A 24,315-nucleotide genomic window follows, 5' to 3' on the forward strand; every position below is an offset into this window, starting at 1 on the left:
ATTAAATATATATTTTATCATTGTGGTCAAATATGGGATATAATATATGAAATTTCTAAAAACAAATTCATTTAAAAAACTATGTTTACTCGCTTTTTTATTTAATATTAATAGCGCTTTTTGCTCTTCCACTGGACCTAGAGAGGAACCTTTTTCGAGGCTTTATCTTGAAGGCACCTATGTGAATTTATCGCCAAATTCTAAAATATACGCCAATAATAGAATGCAGGCCGAAATTGAAATTTATTATCAGTTGAAATCTAATTACACGTTTGACAATGCAAGTCTCAAAAAACTCTATACGGCGGAAACGATTGACTCGCTCTCCGTCTCAGATTCTCACAGCGGGTATGTATTAGATATCAGGCTTGAGGATGGAAGTAACCGAAACAGACGAAGAGAAGGCTATAGGAGTGTTTCTAAGTTTGTTTCAGGTAACCGTGCAGATGTTTATCATCTGTGTGTCCAAGCGACGGCCACCAATAATATCACTGGTGAATCTCTTACCCAAAATACTTGTAATGGAACCACAAACAAATCTTCTGCCATCGTCGAATTGTTGACCCCAAGAACCTTTACCAGTTCAGATTTTACCTACGAAACAAGCAATAGCGGATGGAGTGATGGGGCCATTCTTCATCTCAATAAGTATAAGCCTAACAATTTTACGCTCCAGAAAGTTTGGCAAGAAGGGGGGCTGAGATTTAATAATGACCACCATAGGTTGCTGGGGACTTATAGCAACAGCCAGTCCTCTTCCGCCTTATACTGGATATATGATACAGATGCTGGCCATATCAACATACCATTTTCAACTACCTATGACACTGGCTGGAAAGACCGGGTTGTCTATGGCGATCTCAATACAGATGAGGCCATTATATTCGTCAGCTCATTTGGGCGCGGTATTTACAGCAGCAACTCTGCTAACATCTCTAAAGCATTTCCTCCCTATGACTGGAACCAAAGTATTAGTCCTGATGGAAAAATAGTGTATTTCGAAGATAAATTTGGCAATAGAGGATACTTTAGTTTTTCAAGAACTAGCTACAATGATTATTTCGAGGAAGGGTACTATTTAAGAAGAATACATAGTGAACATAATTAATAGGTGATTAATAAAATGTCTTTTTTATCGAATGCACATAACTTCTCAATTATTAATAATTCAGGTGTCGATCCTAGGACTGGGGCTTATATATGTTCAATAAGGCTCGCTGATTTTATATCACATAAAACCGTAGGTTCTCCCATTTCCTTGGTATTAAACTATCGTGCCGAAAGTGTTCGAGATGAAGGGTTTGGGAGAGGCTGGCTTCTTTCTTTCAGTCGTTTTGACAAAGAAGATAGTATTATTTACCTGAGCTCAGGACAAAATTATAAAGCGATTTATAATCATCAGACTAATGAATATAAACTCCCATACAGAAAAATTAAAGATATTAAGTTACTCTATTCTCTCAGTAATAATGAAATTAATGTTATCTATAAAAGTGGGATTGTAGAATCGATAGACTATGAAACGGGAGCCTTGAAAAAGATCACCTCCATCCAAGGCTTGGAAACAACATTCCACTATAGAGAGAGTGACCAAACTAGCAAATTGTGGAAAATAACGGATGGCTCAGGAAGAGAATTACGGATAGATTATTGGTCTGAAGACTTAAAAACAACGGTCACACAGGTTGTAGGTGGAGAAACCTATCAAACACTGGTTGTTGATAAAGAAAGCAATGGTATTTATAAAAGATTAACAACGCTTCATTTACCTGATGACGAGTCGAATATCACTTTTGAGTACGAATACCTGAGTAATATTAACTATGATCTCCTGACAGTCTTTTCTCATCCCAGTGGCCTGAAAGAAATCCTCACTTACCAAAATGAAGGGCACAGCTTTCCGAGCGGTGGGCCGGTCAGTAAAGTCCCTTATGTGACTATGCATCGATTTGTCGCTGGGAATAATCAACCTGACCGAGTAACAAACTATACTTATTCAGATAAAAACTATCTCGGTTTTGCTAGTGAAGCCGCGTTCGTCAATGGAGAAGATACTCTATTCAAATCTAGGAGTGACTATGAGTATAGTAGTGTCGAGAAAATAAATAGCACGCAATCCATAACACGGTCTTATAATAAATATCATTTACAAAAATCTATAGAATATCGCCACAATGAGGTTCTTTACAGAAAAGAAGAGTACGTTTATTACGCGGAGATAAATACCAGTATTGAGCATCAACCAGCCAATTACTCATTTCTGAAGGAAAAACATGAAACTCACTATGAAGATTCTGATTCTAGAACGTTTGTCCATAAGTATCAGTACGATGATTATGGGAATCAAACCTTAATTCGAGAGATAAATGGTGATCAAACGAAGCGAGTCTATTACACCTCTTCAGGAGAGGGTCAAGCATGCCCTCCAGAGCCTAATGGGTTTGTTGCCTTCCTGCAGGAAGAAACTTTCCAGCCAGCTTCCTCTATTACTAGTCATGAACAAGAGAGGAAAAGTGTCTTCACCTACCAATCCTTACCCCGCATCGGAGGAGGCAACTTTGTCGTCCTTAAACATGAAGAGAGCTCTCTGAGTCGTGTAGATTATGTTTACTTTAACAATGTTGAAGAGCTTACTCATGGTCAATTACAAAAAACCTCTACTTTTATCAATGATTTTGTTTCACGAAAGGACTTGTCGTACCGTTATACCGACCAAGATGTTGAAATTACAAGCGCACTAACAACACATGATAATTTAGTCGTTACCACCCAAGTCAAGCATGATTTAAAGAGTGGTGAAGCCGTTCAGTGGGTCGATAGTGAAGGAGTTATCTCAAGTTGTCGATACGATCTTCTTGGTAGGCGGACTCGAGAGATAAAGGCGGAAGGGACGGATTATGAAGCGGTAGTGAAGTATGTCTATCGTGTTGGTGATGGGCTCAATCAATTGAAGAGCATAGAGCCTACCGGTATCCAAAGCGTCGAAGACTACAACAATGCAGGCAAGGTCATTAAGACAAAACGAAGTGATCTTAATGGTCAACTCATCGTGTTGAGTGAACTCAGCTATAACAGCCTGGGTCAATTGATTGAGCAGCAAGAATTTGATAACTTTTCGACCAGTTCTTCAATGGTAACTAACTACGAATACGATGCCAGAGGCAACCTTAGTAAAATCACCCACCCAGAGGGAAGGATAGAAGTCATCAAGCAAAACCCCGTCAAGATGACTATAAACTATTCGATACAAGGTTTGCTTTCAGAAATTCGTTCTTTTGATTTAATGGGTAACTTATTAACAAAGGAGCTGCTCAACAGTCATGGGAAACGGTTAGCGTTTTTCCAGAATACTTATGATGCCTTAGGCAACTTGGTGTCGAGCACAGACCAGAAAAGTCATACTGTTGAATACACCTATGATACCGCAGACCGAGTTGTTTCAACACGTCAAATCTACGATGGTGAAACGCTTGAAATATCAAAAAAATACGTCCGTTACAGCCATGATCTTTTGCCTGTTGAAACCAGTGTTAATAATAAAACCATTGGGATTAGGGTGTATGACGGGCTATCTCGCATGGTATCTGAAGTGTCGAGTTCTGGAACTGAAAAACAGTCTTTTAGCGGGGCTTCTCCAATTCCCACGAGGGTTGTTATGGCGGATGGTAATGAACTCGAGATAACGTACAATAAGTATTTGAAGAAAGCCACGGCCTATAATGTTTCAGGCAACGAAGCGTTGAATGTCACCTATCACTACGACGCAAAATCTGGTCATCTAGTACGTGCAGAGAATAAAAATCTCATCAGTGCTTATGTGTACTTTAAAGATGGGATGACGAGAGAGGAGATGGCGTTTTTCCCCAATACGTCTGTTAGACTTTTTAGCTTTGAACAATATCACCTTTCAGGCAGGCTGGATTTTAAGCACGATTATTTTGGTAACGTCGTTAGATACAGCTATGACCGCTACGGAAGAATGTTTTATATCGAATATATTAAGCAAGATTCGAATAATGAGAGTGTCCATACATTCAGCACTTTAAATTATGATCACTATAGTCGCTTGGTCGGATGTGATACTTATAGGGGAAATGATCACCTTCAAATTAAACTAGAATTAAACGATGTCGGACTAGAAACGAAAAGAAGTGTTCATCTAAACTCTCAATTACAGTTTTCTTTGCAACAAGTTTATAACGATGAACTTCAAATCAGCCTAAAGACACTCGAAAGAGACAACAAAACAACGGTTGAAAAAATGTCATACGATGATTTCCATCGACTAGTTGATTATCAGTGTGATGGCTTTGAACACCCCAAAGATACATTTGGCAACAAAATCATTCGACAGCAATATAGTTATGACTTGTACGGCAATATAACCAAACTTATCACGTTTTTTTCAGACGGTACCGACAATATTTGTACATATACTTATGATACTGATGACGTGGTGCGTCTTACGTCAATCTCTAATACCCACATTAGCTACTCTGAATCGGCTAACTTAACTTATGACACATCAGGAAACATAACTAAAGATGAGCGGGGGGCGCTTTATCATTATGACGCTCTTGGTCAATTGAATTCAACTTCTCTGCCTATTAACAACAAGTCTTATCAATTCGAATACGACGCTCAAGGGCGTGTAGTGGCGCAAATTGGGCAAGACGAACCCAAGATGGAGCTTTATTATCAAGGTGACCAGATAGTCAACGAATTATACGATGGATGGCACACTTGTTACCATAACGTGGGTGGTTTATGGACGGACCGTACTATTTCTTCGTACCTCAAGTTTAATATCAGCCCTTCAAATTATGATACCTCGGTGCATCTTGCTGAACATCAATACTTACTAGGAAACGCCCAACATAGTGCTATCGCTACTCTAACCTCACACCATGGCGATGATACTATTTCGACAGAATACAAAATGTACACCCCCTATGGACAAGGTTGAGGTGAAGGCGTGATTTATAGAGGAAATGTTTATCATGAATAAGAATTATGGTTCATCCGGTGTTAATCAAAGATATATAGATCTATCAAAAAGAACTTTTATCAAGTATTCCACCTCATTGGCTGCTTTATCCCCGTTTATTTACTTTACTCCAAGATTTCTCTTAGCTGGCGAAGCCTTTAAATCAAAATTTGAATCTTCAGGGTTAATTGTGCCTGTTAAATTTTCTCAGAGTCGGTTAGGTTTTAATGGCGAACGTGAGATTAGCGACATTGGTTCAGGGCTATATCATTTAGGCAATGGTTTTCGGATTTATAGTTCAGGTTTGACTCGCTTCCATTCTGCAGATGTGTTGAGTCCTTTTGGAGAGGGAGGGAGTAACTCCTATAGCTATTGTTTTGGCGATCCTGTGAATTTGCGTGATCCCAGCGGAAAGTTTGCGATATCCAGTTTAATTATAGGGGCGATTGTAGGGGCAATTCTAGGGGCGGGCATCTCCGCAACTGCAGAAGGAATTCGGGCGATAGTGACGGATACGCATTTTGAATGGGAACAAGTTGGGATTGGGGCCGCACTTGGCTTTATCTCAGGAGGATTTGGCGCGGCAGCAACGGGAGCAAAAACCAGTGTACAAGTGGGCCTCGCGATTGCTGATGCTTCTGTGTCAAGTGCAGTTAGCTTTGGTCTTGAATTGGCGACTGGCTCAAGTGCCAAAGATGCCGCTTTAAATGCGGGAATTGGGGCGGTAATAGGCCTTGTAACGTTTGGGGCAGGAAGAGGGATCGGGGTGGCTCGTAGCAGAAGAGCATTGATGGCTACACGACGCCAAGCGATGGAGATGGTTGAGTTAAGACATTGGTCCCCTCTTGAAGATCTCACGACCATAACAAGGCAGCGCTCACCAGGTTATCAAAGAACAGCAGCTATCTACAGGAGCGCCGACGATTATGTCTACAGCCATGGGGGGATTGGGTTAACCATGACGCCAGATGGTTTTAAAACAGCTGGACGGCTTGCGGAGTATCTACCAGAGGGCGCGCGAAGCGTTCAGAGGTTTAATTTGCAAACCTGTTTCGGGGCGACCGGAGGAAGCATGTTTTCTCAAGGGCAGGCTTTAGCCAATCATCTAAATACTAGAGTGGTTGCTTGGCCAGGTAACTACGTCCGCAACCTACCCGCAACTTCAGGGAGAGTGTTCAGACCTCAAGCCCCTGCATTAGCCAGGGTGACCAATAGCTTCAATACCGCGGCTGGTAACCTGAATAAACTCGTCATTTATGGTAGGAATCCGTCTTGGTTATGATAGTTAGAATGACAGTAATTTTTAACTAATGTGCTTTTTTACAAAAAATCTAGAGGTAAGTTGGTGGGGATAGGGGTTGTTGCCAAATTTGGGTAAAAGTAAAAAACTTCTGTCTGGCCTTTTGCCGAGTCCCGTCCTATGGCTAACTTTTAGTTCAAATGGAAACATAATATTCTCCCAGTTTGGTTGTTTATTTCATTATTGTAGCGGATTACTACAGGTGGATGCCGGCATTGCAACTGAGCTTGAAGCAGCAGCGAGTGAGAGCGTCCGGTTATTGGTTCTTTATCATCGAGGGGGAGTTCACGCTCAAGCGATAATGTAACACTCTTCTTGTCTGGGCCTTCATTAGTATTAGAAGTGCTTATCTCACTGGCATATGACACTTTTAACATTGAAGGTTGCAACCCGATCGCTGTCGCATTCGCAATGAGCAACCCAGGCTCGGTATCACCTTGTTGAACAAAACCAGCAGAACGGGCTGGTAGGAGTAACTCTAACTCGAGGGGCGAGTCGTTGGGGATGATGCTTAAAATCGGTGTGCTTGGCTGCCCACTTTGGCTTGATAGGCAAGATAAAATGGCGACCACTTAAGTTAGGTGTGTTAGTAGAGGGGATGACGAGCGGAGATTGCATTGTGTTTGCTGAAGTCAGTCGAATTGCACGTTCAACGTTACAAGTACTAGAGGTACTCGAAGTGTGCATGAAAAAGAAAATTAATGTCTATATTGCAAAGGAAAACTTACAGTTATATGGCTCGAGGCAATCTCATATCACCGCTAAGGTGCTAGGAATTGCGGCAGAAATCGAGCGTGAGTTGATCTCGCTGAGAACGAAGGAAGCGCTCGCCGCCAGAAAGAAAAACGGAATGATTCTCGGAAGACTGAAGGGCCAAGCCGAGAGGGTGAAGCGCCGAGTACGCTGCGTGACTATATGAAGCTAAGGGTTAAGAGAGTTGTGAAAAGTGCTTGGCGGGAGACATGTGCTTACCAAAAACGGCTGCAATAATGAGGAGCTCTTGTTTTCGAATGTAGTAAATCACATGGTGCTTCAAAGGAAAGCGGAAGTAGTCTTGGCCCAACTCTGAAACTTCTATGCCGATCAACTTATTGCTAGTCAGTAATTCCATTGATTACTTTAGTTCTGAAAAGTAAGTGGTCCATTGTGTTTGCCCCCATCGCTCTAATGTATAGCGACGAATATCAATGAGATCAGACTGCGCTGCATAAGAAAGCTTATATTGCGTCATTAATCAAATTTACCTTGGTCAAGTGCATTCATGAAATCGTCACCGTCGACTAGGTTATCTGATAGAACATCGGCCTCTGCTTGTTCGAAGCGCGATTTCACCACCATCAATTTCAGGGCTTCAAGTTGCTCATATTCTTCACAAGACATCATCACCGCAACCGGTGAACCGTTCTTATTGATTTGTACGGGTTCACGTTGAGCCTTCATTAGTAAATCGCCAAATTTAGTTTTAGCTGTATTAGCAGTAAGTGATTGCATAATATTCTCCTTTTCGTTCATTATAAACGAATCGAACGCTTTAACTGATTTGTATGATTTTAGTTATACGGTTAATCCAATGGCGTGTCCATAAAGGTGTAATTTAGTGGATACGACTTGTTACCCCTCTCAGAACTGTCCAGTTAGTCTTTTAAATGTATATGTACACTTAATTAAAACTATCTTAATGTTCACTTTAGGGTTCATTTCATGAAAATTGGCTATGTCCGTGTCAGTATTCAAGACCAAACGCTCGACGTTCAACTTGAACAGGTTAAAGCTATAGGTTATGAAAAATTCACCAAGAGCAAGCGAGGGGGGGGGAATCCCCAGAGAGAGAACTGCTTAACCTGTTGCTGGACTTTGCGAGGGAAGGGGATGTTATTCACGTTACTAAAGTCGACCGTATTTTGATCGTAATACCATTGATGCTTTGCAAATTGCTGAGCAGCTAGCGAGAAAGAAAGCCGGTTTGGTCTTTCATTACTTGGGCGATTTGGATATTAACAGTGATGTGGGCAAGAGCGCGCGCTCAGAAGGGAGGCACCTCTAAGACGCTCACCAACTCATTCAAGAGATTGCAAACCAAGGCATGAATAAACTGAGCTCAGTAAAGAGTTAGGGTGTAGTCGGACGACTGTTTATAAGGTCTCGGGATAAAAGTGTAGGTGAATTTGTAAAAAATCGTATTTTGCAGGGCAGCAGGAAGATATATGTTAACTTCAAATTAAACCTTTACAAAAACGAGATAATGGATAATAATGTCATCGCTCTGTTGTTCAGAGTTATTAAATGAAACATCAAGTTGTAAAAGTAAAACCCTCAGAATTCCTCGTTATTGTTGTTTTCCTCAGTGTTTCCCTTAGCTTCATAGATACATTAAATAATTCCAGCTCTCAGCGCATCGCATTTTGCGATTAATTTTTATCTTATATAAGGGACACAATATGTCTAACAAAACAAATGGCGTAGTAAAATGGTTTAACGAAGAGAAAGGTTTTGGTTTTCTAACTCAAGACAACGGCGGTGCTGACGTATTCGTTCACTTCCGTGCTATCGCATCTGAAGGTTTCAAGACTCTTAAAGAAGGCCAACAAGTGTCTTTCGAAGTAGAGCAAGGCCAAAAAGGTCTTCAAGCTGCAAACGTTGTAGCTGCATAAGATTTTAAGTAGGCGCGAGCGGAGATACCGCTTGCGTCACTTCCCCCCATCTTAGAGTACTTATTTATAACTCCCCACGAAAATATCCAATATTCTCCCAATACTTTTTGTATTTGTCGTTACGTTTCTTATTTACTTCGTTTTTATAAATAAAATTATTAATATATCTCAATAGTAGTATCTCTAAAAGACTGCTAGCTTCGTTATATCTAACGAAAATAAATAAGGATCAACCATGTCTCGAACAACAGGCCGTAAACTTTTTTGGTTTCAACAACAAAAGAAAAAAACGATAAATAATAAATAGGAATAGTATGAAGATCACATTTAATTTATTTAAAGATAACCTCTCTTGGGGTGGGATTATTCACCAACTTAATGGTGATGTTTTAAGGCGCCACGTGTTAGTGAGCGGAAACGTGGATGATATGAATATTAAATTTTCATACTGCGAAACGACTTTAACAGGCAGCATTACTGATCAACATGATTGTGTACTTGGTGATTTTAGTATTTTGGCTTAAATCTAAAGCACAGGCTTGTAATTAAGCTTACTAATAATTGATTACACAGTTGTCCGACTGAACCCTAACTCTTTGTTGATTGTGTGCTTGATATCTTGCTCCGTAGGCTATTGACTACTTTGGTAAAGCGGCTTGTTAGGAAATCGGTCGACATGCATTCCTCGGCTCGTAATCGCCCCCTGATTCCATTGTAATACAGCAAGATGCGCTTCTTCATATTTCAGCGGAGGCGGAAATTGTGGTGTAAATGACTCTATATACACCTCTATTTATAAACCCTAGCCCTTAAAGTGCTTTATCAAATACTTCGGGCGTAATGTTAATATACCAATCTAAATTTACTTTCTTGCGCCTGATTAGCCCTCGCTCCTCAATAATTTCACAAGATACGCGGAAGTTGTTTGGAGGGACCTCTCTCCTAAGAAGTTGGTTAATAGCATGGTTGACCACCGTAGACTTACCTTCTTTGACTCCCTTCACGAATCCCTTTGCCAAACAACTTAATATCTCTTTTTGGATTTGGCTGAGTCTTTGATTTCTCATTTCATATTTTTATTATTCCTTGTAGCAATGATTAAACTTTAAATTTGAGAAGGAGGGTATGTTGTTTGGGTATACCTTATTGTCACTAGTTGAAAATTGCACCTAACCATTAAATGTCATAATATAAATGACATACCTATTTAGATCATAACCTAAAAGTCACTTAATCAAAATTATGTACATATTTGGATACTTAAGAGCATCAACTATCGAACAAGATGCAGAAAGAGCAAAAAAGACCTTATCAGAATTTGTTGAACAAAAAGGACTTCGTATTGCTGCTTGGTATGTTGAGCAAGAATCTGGCGCTTCGTTGCAAAGACCTAAATTACTGCAATTATTAAGTGATGCTAAAAAAGGGGATTTGATCATGATTGAGCAGATTGATCGACTCTCTCGTCTAAATGAATCTAGTTGGTCTAAATTGAAAGAAATGCTGTACGAGAAGGAATTGAAAGTCATTAGCTTGGATTTACCAACTAGTCACATCGCCATGGCTCCTGAAATATCCGATGAGTTCACGAATTCGATGATTAAAGCGATCAATAACATGATGATGGATATGCTCGCGGCGATTTCTCGTAAAGATTACGAAGATCGACGTCGACGCCAAAAGGAAGGCATAGATAAAGCTAAGACAATGGGCAAGTATCGAGGAAGAAGGCCCGATTTAGAGTTGCACGAACAAATCTACAAACTTCGAGTTCTTAAGGAGATGAGCATCAATGAAACAGCTAAGTTTGTGGGAGTGTCACCACGAACGGTCGTTCGTGTCGTCAAAAGAATGAGAGTTGAGCGTAACGAGAGCTAGGCATGTCTCACATCAAGTTGGTCCGGAATCGAGCAATTTTATAGCAGAAAGCGAAGTGATAGCGCTATTCGTGAGGGTTGTCTTCGTAAAGCAGGAGCCTCGCCCTTAAACTAGCAAGGCTTTATACTTTCTCGGCTAATGAGAAAGTTGTGCTAGTTCGTCTTTATTCAATCCTGTGACATCCATAATGGCTTCCTGATCTAGACCATTAAGCATCATCTTGCGCGCCATCTCCTTGAGGGCTTCTTGGCGTCCTTCTTGGCGTCCTTCTTGGCGGCCACGTTGCTCGCCTTGTTGGCGCAATTGTTCTGCAATAGTCATAAGTGTGTCCTCGTGTTTCGGTACTGATGAGGCTAGTGACGTAATTAACGCCTCTAGGTTGTTCGTTTCACCCACTTGGAGTAAGTAGCTCATCAATGACTGTACTTGCTTATCTGTAGTGTAATCGGTTAAGAGCAATGTGACCAGAGGCTCAAAGAAATCCATGATATCCCGATGCCTTGCGTGCTTTTGGACAAGCTCAAGCAATGCGATGCGGCGATGCTGCATTATCTCATCATCGGAGATGACCGTGACATCGACTAATGGAAAATCTTGAGTATAGAGCGCTTTAGCTATAAGAGGGTTAACGAACCCTTTTAACCAATTCATCTCATACGGGTAGGGTGAGACCTTACCATGGTAAAACTGCAACGGGATCACCAGAGGTAAACGCTCATGGCCAGCTTCAATATGTTGCTGCATGGCGGCGATAGCGTAACGCATTAGTCTGAATGCCATGTGTTTATCTGGTCGACTCTGGTGCTCGATTAACGCGTAGACGTAACCTTCCCCCTGAGACGTTGTAAGAGAATAAAGGACATCCGAATAGTAAGGCCGTAAACTTTCTTCAATAAAGCTGCCTGATTCGAGTTTTAGGGTCGTCAAATCACAGATTTCACGCAGCTCAGCAGGCAGGTGAATATCCAATAAGTCCTTAGCGGTTTCTGGATGAGTGAGAAACTGCTTAAAGAGGGCATCATGTGGGGTTGGCGTGGTCTTTTTCATTTTATTATCCTAACACCAAATGAGTTAAATCAGTATCACGATAGGGATTCTGCGCTAGCTTAATTTCTGCTCACGCATCAATTTAGATTATTTAATGTGATTCCCAAGGGAGGTTGACGGGGGAGTGTAAAATGAGAGCAGAGTGCAACAATAGTTAGCCACGCCTAACATTAAGTAGGCTTTCTAACAAAACTCTATTAATCGATTAGGTTTGTAGTAGAAAGCCCCTCTCAATTAGGCCTTTTTCTACAGCGAGATTTATATGCTATAAACGCTGTAACAACAATGGTTAATTGACTAACATGTATCGCTCGGGGATGTTTTAAAATCATCAAATTTTAAGATTAGGTTTTTTGGTGAAGTTTGTGTTTTGGGGAGTCACACTTGGAGTTCTGTAAATAAGTGTACGTTATGAAGCCAAAGTCAAAATACCAAGGGTAGCGAGTAAACAAGAGACTATTTTCGTTTTAAGGTTCGTGCGCTCTTTTAAAAAGAAGTAACCAAAAAGAATATCGAGGATGAAGGCTCCTTGGAATAAAACCATGACTAAACTAAAAGCGCTAGTGTTAAGCACTTTTAAGAGAAAATAGTAGCTTGCTGTTCCGCAAGTGGCTGTTATTACGGCGTTAAATAGAACTTTTTTGATTAACCTATAATGAACTTTAAATAGTAGAGGCGTCAAAAAAGCGGTTCCAGAAAAACCGATAAAAAGGATAACGCTAGTAGGTAAGTACAACGTAAGTACTTTATCAAAACCAATGGCTAGAGTGAGAAAGATTGGCGCGAGCCACGCGTGTAGATTGTTTGAAAAAAGAAGATTCATGTTGTTACTTGTGCTGATGAGCAGTGAAGCGACAAGTATCAGTATAACGCCAGTCATTTGAAGGAAAGTCAGTGTCTCATTTAAAAAGCTAACCCCGAACAGAGCACTCCAAATGATCTTTGTTTTAGAGATTATCGAGACAGAGCCTAATTCAATTGAAGCACGAGCCCTAAAGGTTGAGTACGCAAACCCAAGCCATGAGAAAACACTGAATATACTTAAAAGCAACAGCTCCCAAAGTTCACTTGTATTGTCGAATTTTGTAGGGATTTGTTCGATTTCGAAGATAACAAACAGAGCAGCCAGTAAACTGCATGTAATTTGATAGGCTATTAAATATTCATTACATAAAGGATTTTTCTTAAGAAAGACTCGTGAAATCCATTTGTCTAATGAACTTAAAGTCATAGCTAGAGCTAATATAGTGTAGGAACTTATCATTGTTTCTCAATGTGAATCGAGGTCTTGCGTTTTATGAGTTCAAATAGTTTTCGGTTATTGGGGCTACTCTCTTCTCCTTTAGTAATAGCAACGTGATTATAATCAGTTTCAATTTTAGCTATGAAATTTGGAATGACGCTTTGAAGCATGAGTAATTCGAAAATAAACTTACTTAAAGGAGTTCCAGGAAGTAACTCTTTATTTTGAAACTCGCCCGGCCAGTGCGCCCACCCCCAATCTTTTATGACGTATATCCCACCTGACTTTAGATAAGGGAATGATGTCAAGAAAGCGGATTTTGTTGGTTCATATAAATGGTTGTAATCATCAATAATTAGATCTACATTTTTTGTGGGGAAGTGTGATTCTAATATTTGAATGACCTTGTCTGTATGCTCTTGCTTTACTCCACAATAAGGCTCTATTACAGAGTGTGCTGAAGACCCCTTTCGGTATTGACTTAAGGCTGGATGCTCTTGGCGTTCGTCTATGCCTATGATGGAGTCAGGGGTGTAAATCTTATCGAGTAAAACGAGACTCGCCCCGTGATATACCCCAAACTCAATAATGTTTTTTGGACTCCCCCAAGAAACCAAATGAAATTCAACTTCGTCATCAATGGAGAAGTGTTCTTCATTATGCCAGCGTATTTTATCTCAAGGGTCATTATAACTATTCATACTTAGTATAGGCCTGATAATTTCCATAGCCTGCAATGCTACTGTATGTAAAGATTTGATATTAATTAATTATTAATTAATTATTAATTAATTATTAATTAATTATTAATATAGTTGATATTTTTAGTTTATTCTCCTTAGATCGTTTTACTTTATTTAACGCTTCTTTCGAAAATTCAAAGATAGAGGGAACATAATGGATAAGTCCGAGCTAATATTAAAGACCACTAAGGAATTAAAAGACATAGCTGAATCAGGGGCTAATAAAATTGCATTGGCCATGCAAGAAGCAAAAAAAGCTAATTACATAATTTAATCATTAAGGTCGCCTATATCACCGTAGTGACCGATAAATAATTAGTGGTGGTAATTATTTCCTATTGTTAGTATCGGGTTTATTCTTTTTAAAACATTTAATGACTTAACGCTCAATAGTGACCGAGGGATTCATGAAAAAGACTAAAAGAAATTTAACTCTCGCTTCTATTGTGATCGTAATTATAATTATGCACAGCCAAAGAAATACGAAACCAAATTTTACTTTCCCGGAGTGCGAAGAAGAAAGAAGCGTTAATTCCAATGTCACCTTTTATATTGATAATCAGATTGGTAACAAGGAAGAGTTAAAAGGCAGATTGCAAGAAGCGGTAAAGATGTCTAATACGATACTGTCTAACTCATGCATCCCTATAACTCGTGTGTTCAAGGATAGCCATTCTGTATCAATATCTCATGACAGTATGTCTATCTCCTCTGTGCATTCAGACCTAAAACAAGCAATCAGTTCTTCGAAGGTAAACTCGTTTTTAGACGCTCCAAAAGAGCAGTATGTTTTGGTTTTAAGTGATAATCATCCATTGGTCATCGAAGAGGAGATTAATGGGATGACAATGGTTAACTTGAACGACAGCTTTGTACTGCTTGCGGAGGACTTCCCGATTACCGTGCTAGAACATGAGCTAGGACATTTAGGGTGGGCAATGCATGAACGGCCTAACTCTGAAAGTGGAGACTTTTGGATCATGGAACAGGTCTTTGCTGCAAATAGAAGTAAAGTAAAACCTTATTCTGGAGCTTTTCATTGTTCTAACTACGGGACAGTCATGAGTTATTCTGAAAAGGTTGTCCCTGCTTATTCAAGCCCTCTGAGCAGCAACAACGGTGAACCATGTGGTAATGAAGAGTACGCGGACAATGCCAGAGTTATGCGCGAGTATGCGAAAACTTTGCAGTGAAGTGTCCACCTCTTCATCGTTAGAGCAGAGGTTGTTGAATGCTCCCCTAGTAAATGCACTGTATCAATATATTTTTTGTTCTGTAGTGGCTAAGTGAATTTGACCACTATTAGGGGTTTTGCTGTACCTAAAGTAATCCGTTAAATGCTAATTTAACAATACATATAACACGGAATTGTCCAGAGACGTGTTATGCCGCCATGCATTGGGACTGTGCTCTGGGTGTGCTCTGGGAAAAGATCGCCTTAGTGTTCACTTTTTGGGAGTGGTGTGATTACCGAAGGAGGTTGACGGTCTAAATAGAAATTAGATAGATTTACCGATGATGAATAATGTGTTCAAAGCAAAAAATGATGAGAGGATATTGTACTTCTCAAGCTTTATTGTTTCTGATGTTTTTAGATAGAAGCAGCGTAACTCCGCTCTTCAATACTACAAAGTACAGACTGGATACCGTTGAAGAACGGAAGTTCCAGTTGAATTTCTTTCAATAGGTAAATTAAATGCATTTAAGTGAAAAGAGCTTATTAGGAATGGAAAAAGCAAAAAACCAGTCTTAACTGAGGTTTTTTAATGAAACCAAGCCAACACCAATGTCCCATTTCATAATTGTCTCCGTAAATACTTATAAATATTGAAGCCGAGAGGGATAGAATGAAGCATTATCATGCGAATGATATGACTAAGCATTATTAATGCAGGCTCTAGTCCAAGATAAATGGCAGCGACAGTCATAGACTCCACACTGCCCGGAACCCACGACATCAAGAGTACGATGAACTCCTTATCAATTAGCTTGCTGAATATATATGCAAAAACAACTGTGACTGTAAGACTTAACGTTGTAGCAATAATCCCAGCTCGCGCATAAGAGAAGATATCTACAACGGTTATATCTTTTAGACGAATCCCAATTAATGCCCCTAGAGCGGATGTTGCAATAAAAACAAGCTCTGTCGGGACAAGAAAGTTGTATGACGGTAACTCAGAGTTCACAAACATAGTTGCTAACATCCCAGTCACCATATACGGTGCTGGAGTACCAATTTTATCGAGAAGCAAACCTGAAAAGTAGGCGAGGAAAAGTGGGAGAAGTATCCAAAGGTTGTCTAAGGAAATAGCCGGCCCAGGAACTGGTGAATTGTCCGCTGAGACAAGAAGAGCGGAAGCTATGATTAAGAAAATGAGTCGAACTGTGTGAGTGAAAATCACTTTACTAGAAGGTGAATTGTGATTTTCATTAATGACAAGAACCGAGGCCATCGCTCCCGGGACCGCCCCAAGTAGGCTTTCATATTTTGACCATTTCTCTCGCTTAGAAAGCCAGAGATACGAGGTGAGAACTTGTGCGGACATACAAAGGACGAGTCCCACAAAAAGTAATATCGGATAACCCTTGGAAAGAGTCTGCATAGGGACGATTGAGCCCACTGTGGCACCAAGGATTAACTGTACTCCGGTCAATGTGCTTTTGGGAAGAGCTAGAGTAAACCCTGTTTTTACCGTTAACAAAAGAGCAATCAGGGCACCGAACATTACACCTAGTGGTATCTCGAAATATGTAAATAAGAGCGAGCCAACCAAAGCTATGAATGAGGCTAGATACATGTTTTGGTTTCCCCTTTTTTTAGCTTGAAGGATGACAATAAAGTGGAGATTTGGTTATTAATCATATCTATGTTATTGACTATGTAAAAATCACCACAAGTTATCCGCCCAAGAGCATACAAGCCCATTTGAATATCACCAGTTTCTGACTTAGCAGGATATCAAGTACCGGATTGCTTCTATCGAGTGAACGTTGTATTCCTGTAGCATTGATGATGAAATCAAAGAAGTACTCCTTTTCTATCTGTCTCTACACAATATTGACCATTGTCTAATCGTTGAGCAAAGTCACTGGCAAGGTAAGATGTATCAGTGCCCGGAATGGAAACCTGATGAGGAAGCTAGTTCCACCCTTGTAGGAGTGGAACTATGGTCGATAATTAAAATGGACAGCTCATATAATCCTGAAGGATTATCTTTTTGGGAGACATTTTGCAGACAGCAGCCTAATTGCCTCTAAAAATCAGTGCGCATGTAGTGCAACTAAACTTTGTGACACAACGAGTAAGACAAGAGTACGAAGAGATATTAATGATGTTAGTGGTCTTTATCATATATACCAATGTCTTTTTTTAAATGGTCAGAAAGGTGTCTCACATCGAGAGATGCATTTTTATTTTTTCCACTTTTAAAATTATACCTTTTAAATTTAATCCGCAGATAGCGTAAATAGTCTCTAAACTTCGATTTTTTTTGAATTGTTTTCACTGACTTTTCATTTTTCATAGCAACGCACTCTTTTTTATAAGAAAAACCATAATTTTAACGACCAAAATTAATTGAAATTAAGTATCTTTAAACCCAGAAGCTTCGTCTTCATGAGAAAGTTGATTTGATACTAATTATGTTTACTTTAGGGACTGCTGCTCCTTTTCTCTTCAGTGAAAATAGTTTTATTTGTCTTTCCATGAAGAATTCCCTTATTGTTTTGTTACTTATTGCCAGAGTAAGTAGATAGTTACTTATTATTTTATAAGTTAACACAAAGGCTAAGAGCTAATTATTTACATTTAATTTATATTCGTTAAGGGTTTATAATGAAAATCAGGATTAGATACTGTTCACGAAATGCCTCCAGTATATAAAAGGATATTTGATTGGTTTGATGCGATGGTGCGTTCTAGAATTTTTTCATTTCTAGCCTGTATTTTTGGGGTGAAAGTGCCCCTGTATAAGAGTAACTTGGCGTTAATGTAAAAACAGTGTGGTCAAATCTACACCCCAACCCCTTCCAATAGGGGCGTTTTTCATCGATAATTTAGCCTCTTAGTGAAAACAAAGACTAATTGGAAAGTGTTCCAAAAATGCCCCTGTATTTTCAATTTTTGACCACACCCTACGCCAGTATTGCCATTCAGTCGAAGGTGAACGTGATCGTGCTGAGTCGTCTTTTGGGGCATGCTGAAGCGGAAACGACGCTAAAGTATGCGCATTTGGGACGTGAGGACGTGTGTCAGGCGGCCTCTCATGTGTCGGGTGTACTCGTTAAGGGGATGCGCTCATGAAGTCACTGTTATTCACTTCTAAAGTGATTCAATCTCTTCATTCAAAAACTCGAACGTATACGGTGTGGGATACCAAAATTCCCGCGTTAGGGGTTAGAGTCTATGCCGATGATCGCCGTTTCTATGTGACTTATCTACCCATTCCCAATAAGACGTTAGCGGCCGTGGGACAATTCACCCTAAAACAAGCCAGACAACACGTGCAAGCTTTACAGTCTTCTTTTTTAGAAAAAGAGACGAAACCGATACGGTTAATTCGCTTTGATGCTTTGGTGAAAGAAGAATGGACGGATAAGGTCTGCAAGGGATGGAAACTGAGTACACAAGGGACAGCGTCGAGCGCCTTAAGAAGGCATTTGTTGCCCGAGTTTGGACGTTTTCCTGTCAGCCGTATTGATTCGTTTCATGTGCATCGTTGGTTTGATGAACTCAGCCAGAATTACGCAGGGGCTGCCAACCGTAATCTTGATGTGCTTCGTTCTATCTTCAAATATGCGGTGAAGCAAGGTTATTGCATGGAAAACCCTTGTGAGGGTCTCAAGCAAAGTCGCAAAAAAAAAGCTCAATCGTTTTTTGAGTTTGGATGAGTTAGCGCGATTGGATAAGGCATTAACTGTGGTCAGCCAGCAAGGTAATCTGGAAGCGTGCTGTTGTCAGGTGCTAAAACTGGTGCTGTTAACGGGGTGTCGAATTTCAGAGGTAACAGGCCTACAATGGTCTTTTGTTAAAGGCAGGGAGTGGCACTTGCCGGACAGCAAAACGGGTGCGAAGGTGGTGTATGTGGGCAAGGAAGCGCAGAAACTCCTTTCAGACATACCAAAGCAAGCATGGACACAGCGTAGCGAATCACACGATGATGTGTTTATGCCTTTGCGTCGTTTTGTGAGTCGGTCGACTAAGGTTAGTATGGTCTGGCAACAGGTGCGAGCCTTAGCCCATATCGAGGATGTTCGCATTCACGATTTGCGTCATACCTTTGCCAGTTATGCGGTGTTAGAGGGGTTCCCTATTCCGATGGTGTCGAAACTGTTGGGTCACACGCGTATTTCATCCACGCTTCGTTATGCTCACGTGGATGATGTGCAAGTATCGCAATCTGCTGAGGCGATAGGGGAAGTTATTAGTGGAATATTATCAGGCCAGCTTGTGAATAACCCTAAAACTCGAAAAGTGAGAGCCTCCAAACCTAAGCCGACGAAATCTCCCCCTAAACGCAGAGGAAGACCTATCAAAGTAATACCGGAACTGACCGAGAAGGAGGTTGAACGGTTTAGATATGAAGTGGATTTTTGGGAATGGTGATTAAAATATCTGTCGGAATAACATAAGTACATCAAATTTTAAGATTAGGTTTTTTGGTGAAGTTTGTGTTTTGGGGAGTCACACTTGGAGTTCTGTGAATAAGTGTACGCGAGAACTAACGCTTTTCTCTAAATATTAATTATTAATTATTAATTATTAATTTTAGGCCATTCGATAAAGACTGATAGGTTCGACGCTCTTTGTTTAACATCATAGGGTAGGCAGCTAATCAATGGACAAGAGTAAAGGATTGACGAGAGAGCAAATAAGGTCTTTTCGCCGAGATGGTTATTTAGGACCATTACCGAGGTTCGCAAATGTCGAATTAATTCAAGATGTTTTAACGGAAGTTAGGGAGATAGCTCAAAGCCCAGAGCCGCATCCCCTGTATGGTCGTTATTCTGTCAGGGATTGGCATTTAGTATCGACGAAAATTAAAGAGTTGCTCACAGATTCAGCTTTGATCCCAAAGCTACAGTCTCTGATTGGAGACGATTTAGCTCTTTGGCGCTCAAAAATTTTTCACAAGAAATCTGGAGAAAACGGTACAGGTTGGCACCAAGAGTGGGGAGATTTCGATGGTGAAGAAATTGGCAATAATAAGCCTAGTTTAAGGCCTAAACATGAAAGGCGGGATCGTTGGTGGAATTTAACTGTTTGGGTCGCCCTTACTGATGTTGAGCTTGATTGCGCTCCGTTGCGTTTCATTCGTGGTTCACATAAAAAACAATATCCTAAAACCATGGTTCCAATGACAGAATCTGAGTTTTGGCATGATCCATTTATTGACTGTAAAACAATCGAAGATGTTGTCGAAAGGGCGAACAATTACACACTAGTATTGGACGTTGATACCAGTGGGCTTTTTGAAAATTATCAAATTAGTGGGAAATCATTCGAGGATGTTAAAGCCTATGTTCGAGCTGAACTTGCAAAATTACCTGCAAAAAGAACATTGGGTGTAGACGAGAGCCAAGAAGATATAGTGACGATCCCTATGAAAAAAGGGGAATTTGTTATTTTCACGGAAAGAACCATGCATGGTTCTCTTCCTAATACATCTTATAATGACCGGTTTGGCATTAATTTTAGAGTAACGGCAACGGATACGGAAATTTATCCATTTCGACACTTGGGCGACTTTATTGATGGCTCAAACATAGATATCACAAGACATTCGAGCTTACTGCTCTGTGGTAAGGATCTGTCTAACACACGTAACAGTTATACGTGAGAAGGGAGGTTAGAAAGTGATTATCAGCAAACAAATGCATGACATGAATATTCTGAATGATGCTTCTGCCTTACTTGGGTGTTCGACTTCTAAAGAGCTCTATCAAAAATTAAGAGCTTTAATAGAGCGACACGAGACTGTGAGAGTGAAGACAGGAATAAACCTTTTGGCAGCAGAAGGCCCTATGAGTTTACAAGCTCGGGGACTACTAAGTTGTGACTTGGGGTCTAGAGCCTCAGGCGGTTCTATTGGGCGAAATAACCGCTTTTTTACGGGGCTTGATCAAGCTGATGAAATAGAAGCACTTTGCATAGTATTACTTAAGGAATTATTTGAATGCAATCATGCAGACCCTAGGCTTTTAGGAGGGCTTCATGCTAATACGGTTGTCTATGCAGTTCTCAAAAACCATTTCAACGTATCAGATATGTCCACCCTCAATACATTTTATGGTGGTAACTCAAGTAACCATAGTTTAGGCCCCCCGGGGATCTTGAACTATTCCATTTCAGATCTTCCTGTGGATCCGAATACCCTCGAAATTGACTTAAACGCCTTTGAATACATGGCTAAGTTTAGACACCCGAAATTAGTGAGTTTAGGGGCAGGTCTCAACCTTTTTCCCTTTCCTGTAAAAGAGATAAAAGACATTATTTCTCGTTGGGGAGGGATGTTACTTTTTGATGGCTCACATCAAGCAGGGTTGATTGCTGGTGGAGTTTATCCAAACCCTCTGTCTTTGGGAGCTGATATCTACACTGCATCGACAGGAAAGACGTTTAGTGGTCCTCAGGGAGGAGTAATTTGTTGGAATTCGGAAAAGTTTTCTTCTCCGATTAGCACGACTATATTCCCAAAGCTAACTGGTTCACATCAACTTAATCGAATTGCTGCCCTGACGGTCTCATGCTTAGAATTAAAGGAATATGGCCTTGAATATATGGCTCAAGGGATACTTAATGCTAGGCAACTTGCTAGTAATTTACAGGCGCACGGGTTGGAGGTGCTCTGTTCTGATGAAGGCTTTACTGAAACTCATCAAGTTGTTGTGAAATGGACTCGAGAAGAAGGTGCGCGTTTAGCATGCTACCGTCTAGCTGATGTTGGGGTTTTTGCTAATGCAGTCCCACTTCCTGAAGATAGAGAGTTGTTATCTGGGATACGTTTTGGTGCAACAGAAATTACTCGATTAGGGGTTACACAAAGTCAAATAGTTGTTTTAGCTGAGGTAATCGCAGGCGTTCTACAAGGTAATTACAATTTGAAGGAGGCGCGTAATGTAGTAAGTGAGTTAGCCTCAACATTTTCTGGCTTTAAATATAGCTTGGAGGGTGGACAATGATTTCAATTACAGAACTGTTTACTTACTTATTTGTTACGTTGCTATATGCGTTTATGCCCGGTCCTGCAATGCTTTACAGTATTGCTCAAGCTGTGTCAGGAGGGAAGAAAGTAGGAATTATGGCAGCTTTTGGCCTTCATATAGGAGGTTATTTTCATGTAATTTTAGCTGTATTAGGTTTGTCTTCTGTGCTTTTAGCTAATCCTTCTCTCTATTCTGCCATTCAAAAGCTAGGAGCTCTCTATCTTGTTTGGTTGGGTTTCCAACGTATCTATCTATCAAAAAAATTACGTATTACTTCTTGTGAAAGCAATCTTACCTCTCCTAAAAGAACGTTTATTGATAGTGTCATTGTAGATATTCTGAACCCTAAAGCCGCAATTTTCTATCTTGCTTTTCTCCCACAGTTTGTGAATGAAGCAGGAAGTGTTGCTGTTTGGCTCCAACTGCTTATTTTGGGAGTTGTTACGAATTTATTGTTTAGTAGTGCTGATCTGTTAAGTGTTTTGATGGCGAGTCATCTACAGAAAAAGTTTCAAGCAAGAAGTAACTGGGTTGATTTTTTCTCAAGGTGGTCTGGTAGTATTTTTATACTGTTAGGTGTTATGGCCTTGGTAAACTCCTCGTACAATTAGGGGAAGGGACACACTTCTCGGATTTTTAATTCAAGTTGATTTACGATGTAATGACTTAGGTTAGACGGTAGTGTTACTCGTTACTTAATTCGGAGTTAGCTGCCACTCATGTTGTGAGGAGGAGTGATAAATGGAATATCCACTTATAGGAGCATGTCAGTGCGGGCAAGTGACCTATGACTTGTATGAAAAACCACTAATGGTCTTTGCTTGTCACTGTACAGAGTGCCAAAAACTGTCTACCAGCCCATTTAGCATTACAGCAGTTGTCGATGCCGAGAAAATAGAGTTTTCTGGTCAACTGAAAACTTGGGAACGTTTAGCTGATAGTGGCAATCGTAATTGCGCGATGTTCTGTCCAAATTGTGGAAACAGAATTTACCATTTCAATCCAGATGCACCGCAAACGGTTAAATTAAAGTTAAAACCAACTGATATGTCGGCAGCTGATATTTTCGAACCTCAAGCACATGTTTGGGTTAGTGAAAAACTAGATTGGTACCAAATACCAACTAATGTAAAGGTTTTCCCTGAGCAGCCGGGGTAGCGGTGAGCAAGTGTTTAAGATATTAAAATACTTGTTCTAATCTATTGAGGTTTAGGGAGTTTCATTGCATTAACTTACTTTTGGCCAGAACTTTCATAGGTTGAATCTTTATCTGTGGCACTTTCTAACTCGAAAGTGCCCCATTATTGGCTAGACCTTTTACTCATTCACACCCTGTTCATGGGTTTTTACCATATTAAAACTTATCCACTCTTCTCATACTGTTAATCCCCGTGATGTTTCACGGGGGTAGATTCCACCTTTCTTTCAGCGTTAGCTACCTTAAGTTCTTTTTCAATCAGTTTGTAGGTGTTTGAGGGGTATAAAAAAAGCCTCGCGCTTGGCGAGGCTTTGGTTATCTAAATGTTCTGGATGCATCTCGATAAAAGTTTTCATGACTGCCCAACGCCATTAAGGTCAGGACTAACGTCCCGTATTCATCGTAGTTGTACCCAAGCAAGGTGAGCTGCTTGTTCATCTTAAACTTGTGCACCCTAAGAAAAGACAAATCGCCTTTCTTCATCACGCCAATAAAAGGGTTTTCTATAACCTCTTTCACTGTTTTATCTAGATCTTGTTTTTGGTTTTTGTGTAGCTTTTTTACTGTCTTGGCAAATGTCGTAGTTTGCTCAATCTTTGTTACTTTCGCTAAATTCATAAGAGGTCGTATTCCCGTGCTCTAATTCGGCTTTAGCGATGATTGCCTGCAGTACGAACTCGTAGGTTAAGTCAGGGTTATCCTCCATGATCTTGCCTATTTTCGCCCAATGCTCAATTTGCTTGGGGGTCGTTCGATTTAAAGCTGTTCCAATGGTTGCAGCTCTATCTACTAGGCTCTCATCAAGTCTAACGCTTGTAGTAGCCATATGTATTACCTTGGTCATTTGTTTGTTGATGTCAATTGTAGCGCATTGCATCATATGTGGCAACTTGCAACAAAAGCCCTGCTAGTGGGCTTTTTCACTTCTCATAAGTGACAATGAACTTAACCTCTAAGGTCGTGCTCTTCTGATGGCTCCTCCATACCGGAGATAATGCATCATTTACTAAATTAGAAAAAGCTTCTGTCCAAAGGTGTGCCATGAAACTCGAAAATGCCC

At 40.3% G+C, this 24,315-nt stretch carries 22 protein-coding genes and 3 pseudogenes; 15 read left to right on the forward strand and 10 right to left on the reverse strand.

The genetic code is table 11. From position 1 onward, the window contains the following. The first annotated feature begins 46 nt into the window (after positions 1-46). The 4 genes and pseudogenes from AB4503_RS24775 to AB4503_RS24790 all read left to right on the forward strand — a co-directional run. Complete coding sequence (locus AB4503_RS24775) at positions 47-1,108, forward strand: hypothetical protein (RefSeq protein WP_229648408.1); 1,062 nt, start codon at positions 47-49, stop codon at positions 1,106-1,108. 15 nt (positions 1,109-1,123) lie between these two features. Continuing rightward, positions 1,124-4,966 carry a hypothetical protein gene (locus AB4503_RS24780; protein WP_229648407.1) on the forward strand — a complete coding sequence of 1,281 codons (3,843 nt, stop codon included), beginning with the start codon at positions 1,124-1,126 and terminating at the stop codon, positions 4,964-4,966. A gap of 34 nt (positions 4,967-5,000) precedes the next feature. Further along, on the forward strand, positions 5,001-6,269 hold the full coding sequence (locus AB4503_RS24785) for an RHS repeat-associated core domain-containing protein (RefSeq protein WP_016800081.1): 1,269 nt from the start codon (positions 5,001-5,003) through the stop codon (positions 6,267-6,269). 568 nt (positions 6,270-6,837) lie between these two features. Beyond that, positions 6,838-7,179 (forward strand): annotated as a pseudogene (locus AB4503_RS24790) (recombinase family protein); the annotation flags it as partial. A gap of 36 nt (positions 7,180-7,215) precedes the next feature. On the opposite strand, the pseudogene AB4503_RS24795 reads toward AB4503_RS24790, so the two are convergent. After that, positions 7,216-7,518, reverse strand: a pseudogene (locus tag AB4503_RS24795) (type II toxin-antitoxin system RelE/ParE family toxin). Next, complete coding sequence (locus AB4503_RS24800) at positions 7,518-7,778, reverse strand: type II toxin-antitoxin system Phd/YefM family antitoxin (RefSeq protein ID WP_069592240.1); 261 nt, start codon at positions 7,776-7,778, stop codon at positions 7,518-7,520. The pseudogene AB4503_RS24795 and the gene AB4503_RS24800 overlap by 1 nt, the downstream one beginning before the upstream one ends. A 210-nt stretch (positions 7,779-7,988) precedes the next feature. Between AB4503_RS24800 and AB4503_RS24805 the strand changes: the two are divergent. From AB4503_RS24805 to AB4503_RS24815, 3 genes and pseudogenes are all read left to right on the forward strand, one after another. Continuing rightward, positions 7,989-8,438 (forward strand): annotated as a pseudogene (locus tag AB4503_RS24805) (recombinase family protein). A gap of 287 nt (positions 8,439-8,725) precedes the next feature. Then, positions 8,726-8,938 carry a cold-shock protein gene (locus AB4503_RS24810; RefSeq protein ID WP_102258025.1) on the forward strand — a complete coding sequence of 71 codons (213 nt, stop codon included), beginning with the start codon at positions 8,726-8,728 and terminating at the stop codon, positions 8,936-8,938. Between the two features lie 314 nt (positions 8,939-9,252). Beyond that, positions 9,253-9,462: a hypothetical protein gene (locus AB4503_RS24815; RefSeq protein ID WP_016800083.1), complete on the forward strand. Its 210-nt coding sequence runs from the start codon at positions 9,253-9,255 to the stop codon at positions 9,460-9,462. Positions 9,463-9,747: 285 nt separating this feature from the next. Here the strand turns inward: AB4503_RS24815 and AB4503_RS24820 are convergent, their stop codons facing one another. Then, positions 9,748-10,005, reverse strand: coding sequence for a hypothetical protein (locus AB4503_RS24820; RefSeq protein ID WP_016800084.1), 258 nt, complete (start codon positions 10,003-10,005; stop codon positions 9,748-9,750). A 175-nt stretch (positions 10,006-10,180) separates the two neighbouring features. Between AB4503_RS24820 and AB4503_RS24825 the strand changes: the two genes are divergently transcribed. Further along, a complete protein-coding gene (locus AB4503_RS24825; protein ID WP_017103703.1) occupies positions 10,181-10,816 on the forward strand; it encodes a recombinase family protein in 636 nt (211 codons plus the stop codon). A gap of 135 nt (positions 10,817-10,951) precedes the next feature. Here AB4503_RS24825 and AB4503_RS24830 read toward each other — a convergent pair whose 3' ends face one another. The 3 genes from AB4503_RS24830 to AB4503_RS24840 all read right to left on the reverse strand — a co-directional run bounded on the left by AB4503_RS24830 (position 10,952) and on the right by AB4503_RS24840 (position 13,723). After that, a complete protein-coding gene (locus AB4503_RS24830) occupies positions 10,952-11,863 on the reverse strand; it encodes an Rpn family recombination-promoting nuclease/putative transposase (RefSeq protein WP_372115875.1) in 912 nt (303 codons plus the stop codon). A 409-nt stretch (positions 11,864-12,272) separates the two neighbouring features. Beyond that, entirely contained in the window at positions 12,273-13,127 is an 855-nt protein-coding gene (locus tag AB4503_RS24835; protein WP_016800581.1) for an EamA family transporter, read from the reverse strand. Next, positions 13,124-13,723 carry a class I SAM-dependent methyltransferase gene (locus AB4503_RS24840; protein ID WP_371997471.1) on the reverse strand — a complete coding sequence of 200 codons (600 nt, stop codon included), beginning with the start codon at positions 13,721-13,723 and terminating at the stop codon, positions 13,124-13,126. The genes AB4503_RS24835 and AB4503_RS24840 overlap by 4 nt, the downstream gene beginning before the upstream one ends. Positions 13,724-14,256: 533 nt before the next feature. On the opposite strand from AB4503_RS24840, the gene AB4503_RS24845 reads away from it, so the two are divergent. Then, positions 14,257-15,042 carry a hypothetical protein gene (locus AB4503_RS24845; RefSeq protein WP_102561499.1) on the forward strand — a complete coding sequence of 262 codons (786 nt, stop codon included), beginning with the start codon at positions 14,257-14,259 and terminating at the stop codon, positions 15,040-15,042. Between the two features lie 603 nt (positions 15,043-15,645). Here the strand turns inward: AB4503_RS24845 and AB4503_RS24850 are convergent. Then, complete coding sequence (locus AB4503_RS24850; RefSeq protein WP_371997469.1) at positions 15,646-16,650, reverse strand: AbrB family transcriptional regulator; 1,005 nt, start codon at positions 16,648-16,650, stop codon at positions 15,646-15,648. A 537-nt stretch (positions 16,651-17,187) separates the two neighbouring features. Next, a complete protein-coding gene (locus AB4503_RS24855; protein ID WP_017101218.1) occupies positions 17,188-17,376 on the reverse strand; it encodes a hypothetical protein in 189 nt (62 codons plus the stop codon). Positions 17,377-18,151: 775 nt separating this feature from the next. Here AB4503_RS24855 and AB4503_RS24860 point away from each other — a divergent pair. The 6 genes from AB4503_RS24860 to AB4503_RS24885 all read left to right on the forward strand — a co-directional run bounded on the left by AB4503_RS24860 (position 18,152) and on the right by AB4503_RS24885 (position 23,215). Beyond that, on the forward strand, positions 18,152-18,742 hold the full coding sequence (locus AB4503_RS24860) for a phage integrase central domain-containing protein (protein ID WP_229648402.1): 591 nt from the start codon (positions 18,152-18,154) through the stop codon (positions 18,740-18,742). A gap of 10 nt (positions 18,743-18,752) precedes the next feature. After that, entirely contained in the window at positions 18,753-19,457 is a 705-nt protein-coding gene (locus AB4503_RS24865) for a site-specific integrase (protein WP_229648403.1), read from the forward strand. 232 nt (positions 19,458-19,689) lie between these two features. Continuing rightward, on the forward strand, positions 19,690-20,691 hold the full coding sequence (locus AB4503_RS24870) for a phytanoyl-CoA dioxygenase family protein (protein WP_371997466.1): 1,002 nt from the start codon (positions 19,690-19,692) through the stop codon (positions 20,689-20,691). Between the two features lie 16 nt (positions 20,692-20,707). Further along, positions 20,708-22,033 (forward strand): serine hydroxymethyltransferase, encoded by a 1,326-nt coding sequence (locus AB4503_RS24875; protein ID WP_102560969.1) that lies wholly within the window; start codon positions 20,708-20,710, stop codon positions 22,031-22,033. After that, positions 22,030-22,668, forward strand: coding sequence for a LysE family translocator (locus AB4503_RS24880; protein ID WP_017102638.1), 639 nt, complete (start codon positions 22,030-22,032; stop codon positions 22,666-22,668). Before AB4503_RS24875 ends, AB4503_RS24880 begins: the two co-directional genes overlap by 4 nt. A 130-nt stretch (positions 22,669-22,798) precedes the next feature. Further along, the gene (locus AB4503_RS24885; RefSeq protein ID WP_017102639.1) at positions 22,799-23,215 is read left to right on the forward strand and encodes a GFA family protein; all 417 of its coding nucleotides are present in this window, start codon (positions 22,799-22,801) and stop codon (positions 23,213-23,215) included. A gap of 355 nt (positions 23,216-23,570) precedes the next feature. Here the strand turns inward: AB4503_RS24885 and AB4503_RS24890 are convergent, their stop codons facing one another. Both AB4503_RS24890 and AB4503_RS24895 read right to left on the reverse strand, forming a co-directional pair. After that, a complete protein-coding gene (locus tag AB4503_RS24890; protein ID WP_102560971.1) occupies positions 23,571-23,873 on the reverse strand; it encodes a type II toxin-antitoxin system RelE/ParE family toxin in 303 nt (100 codons plus the stop codon). Beyond that, complete coding sequence (locus tag AB4503_RS24895; protein WP_017100443.1) at positions 23,845-24,081, reverse strand: TA system antitoxin ParD family protein; 237 nt, start codon at positions 24,079-24,081, stop codon at positions 23,845-23,847. Before AB4503_RS24895 ends, AB4503_RS24890 begins: the two co-directional genes overlap by 29 nt. Positions 24,082-24,315: the final 234 nt, after the last annotated feature.

The organism is Vibrio sp. 10N.222.55.B11 (genome assembly GCF_041473705.1).
GTDB lineage: Bacteria > Pseudomonadota > Gammaproteobacteria > Enterobacterales > Vibrionaceae > Vibrio > Vibrio crassostreae_C.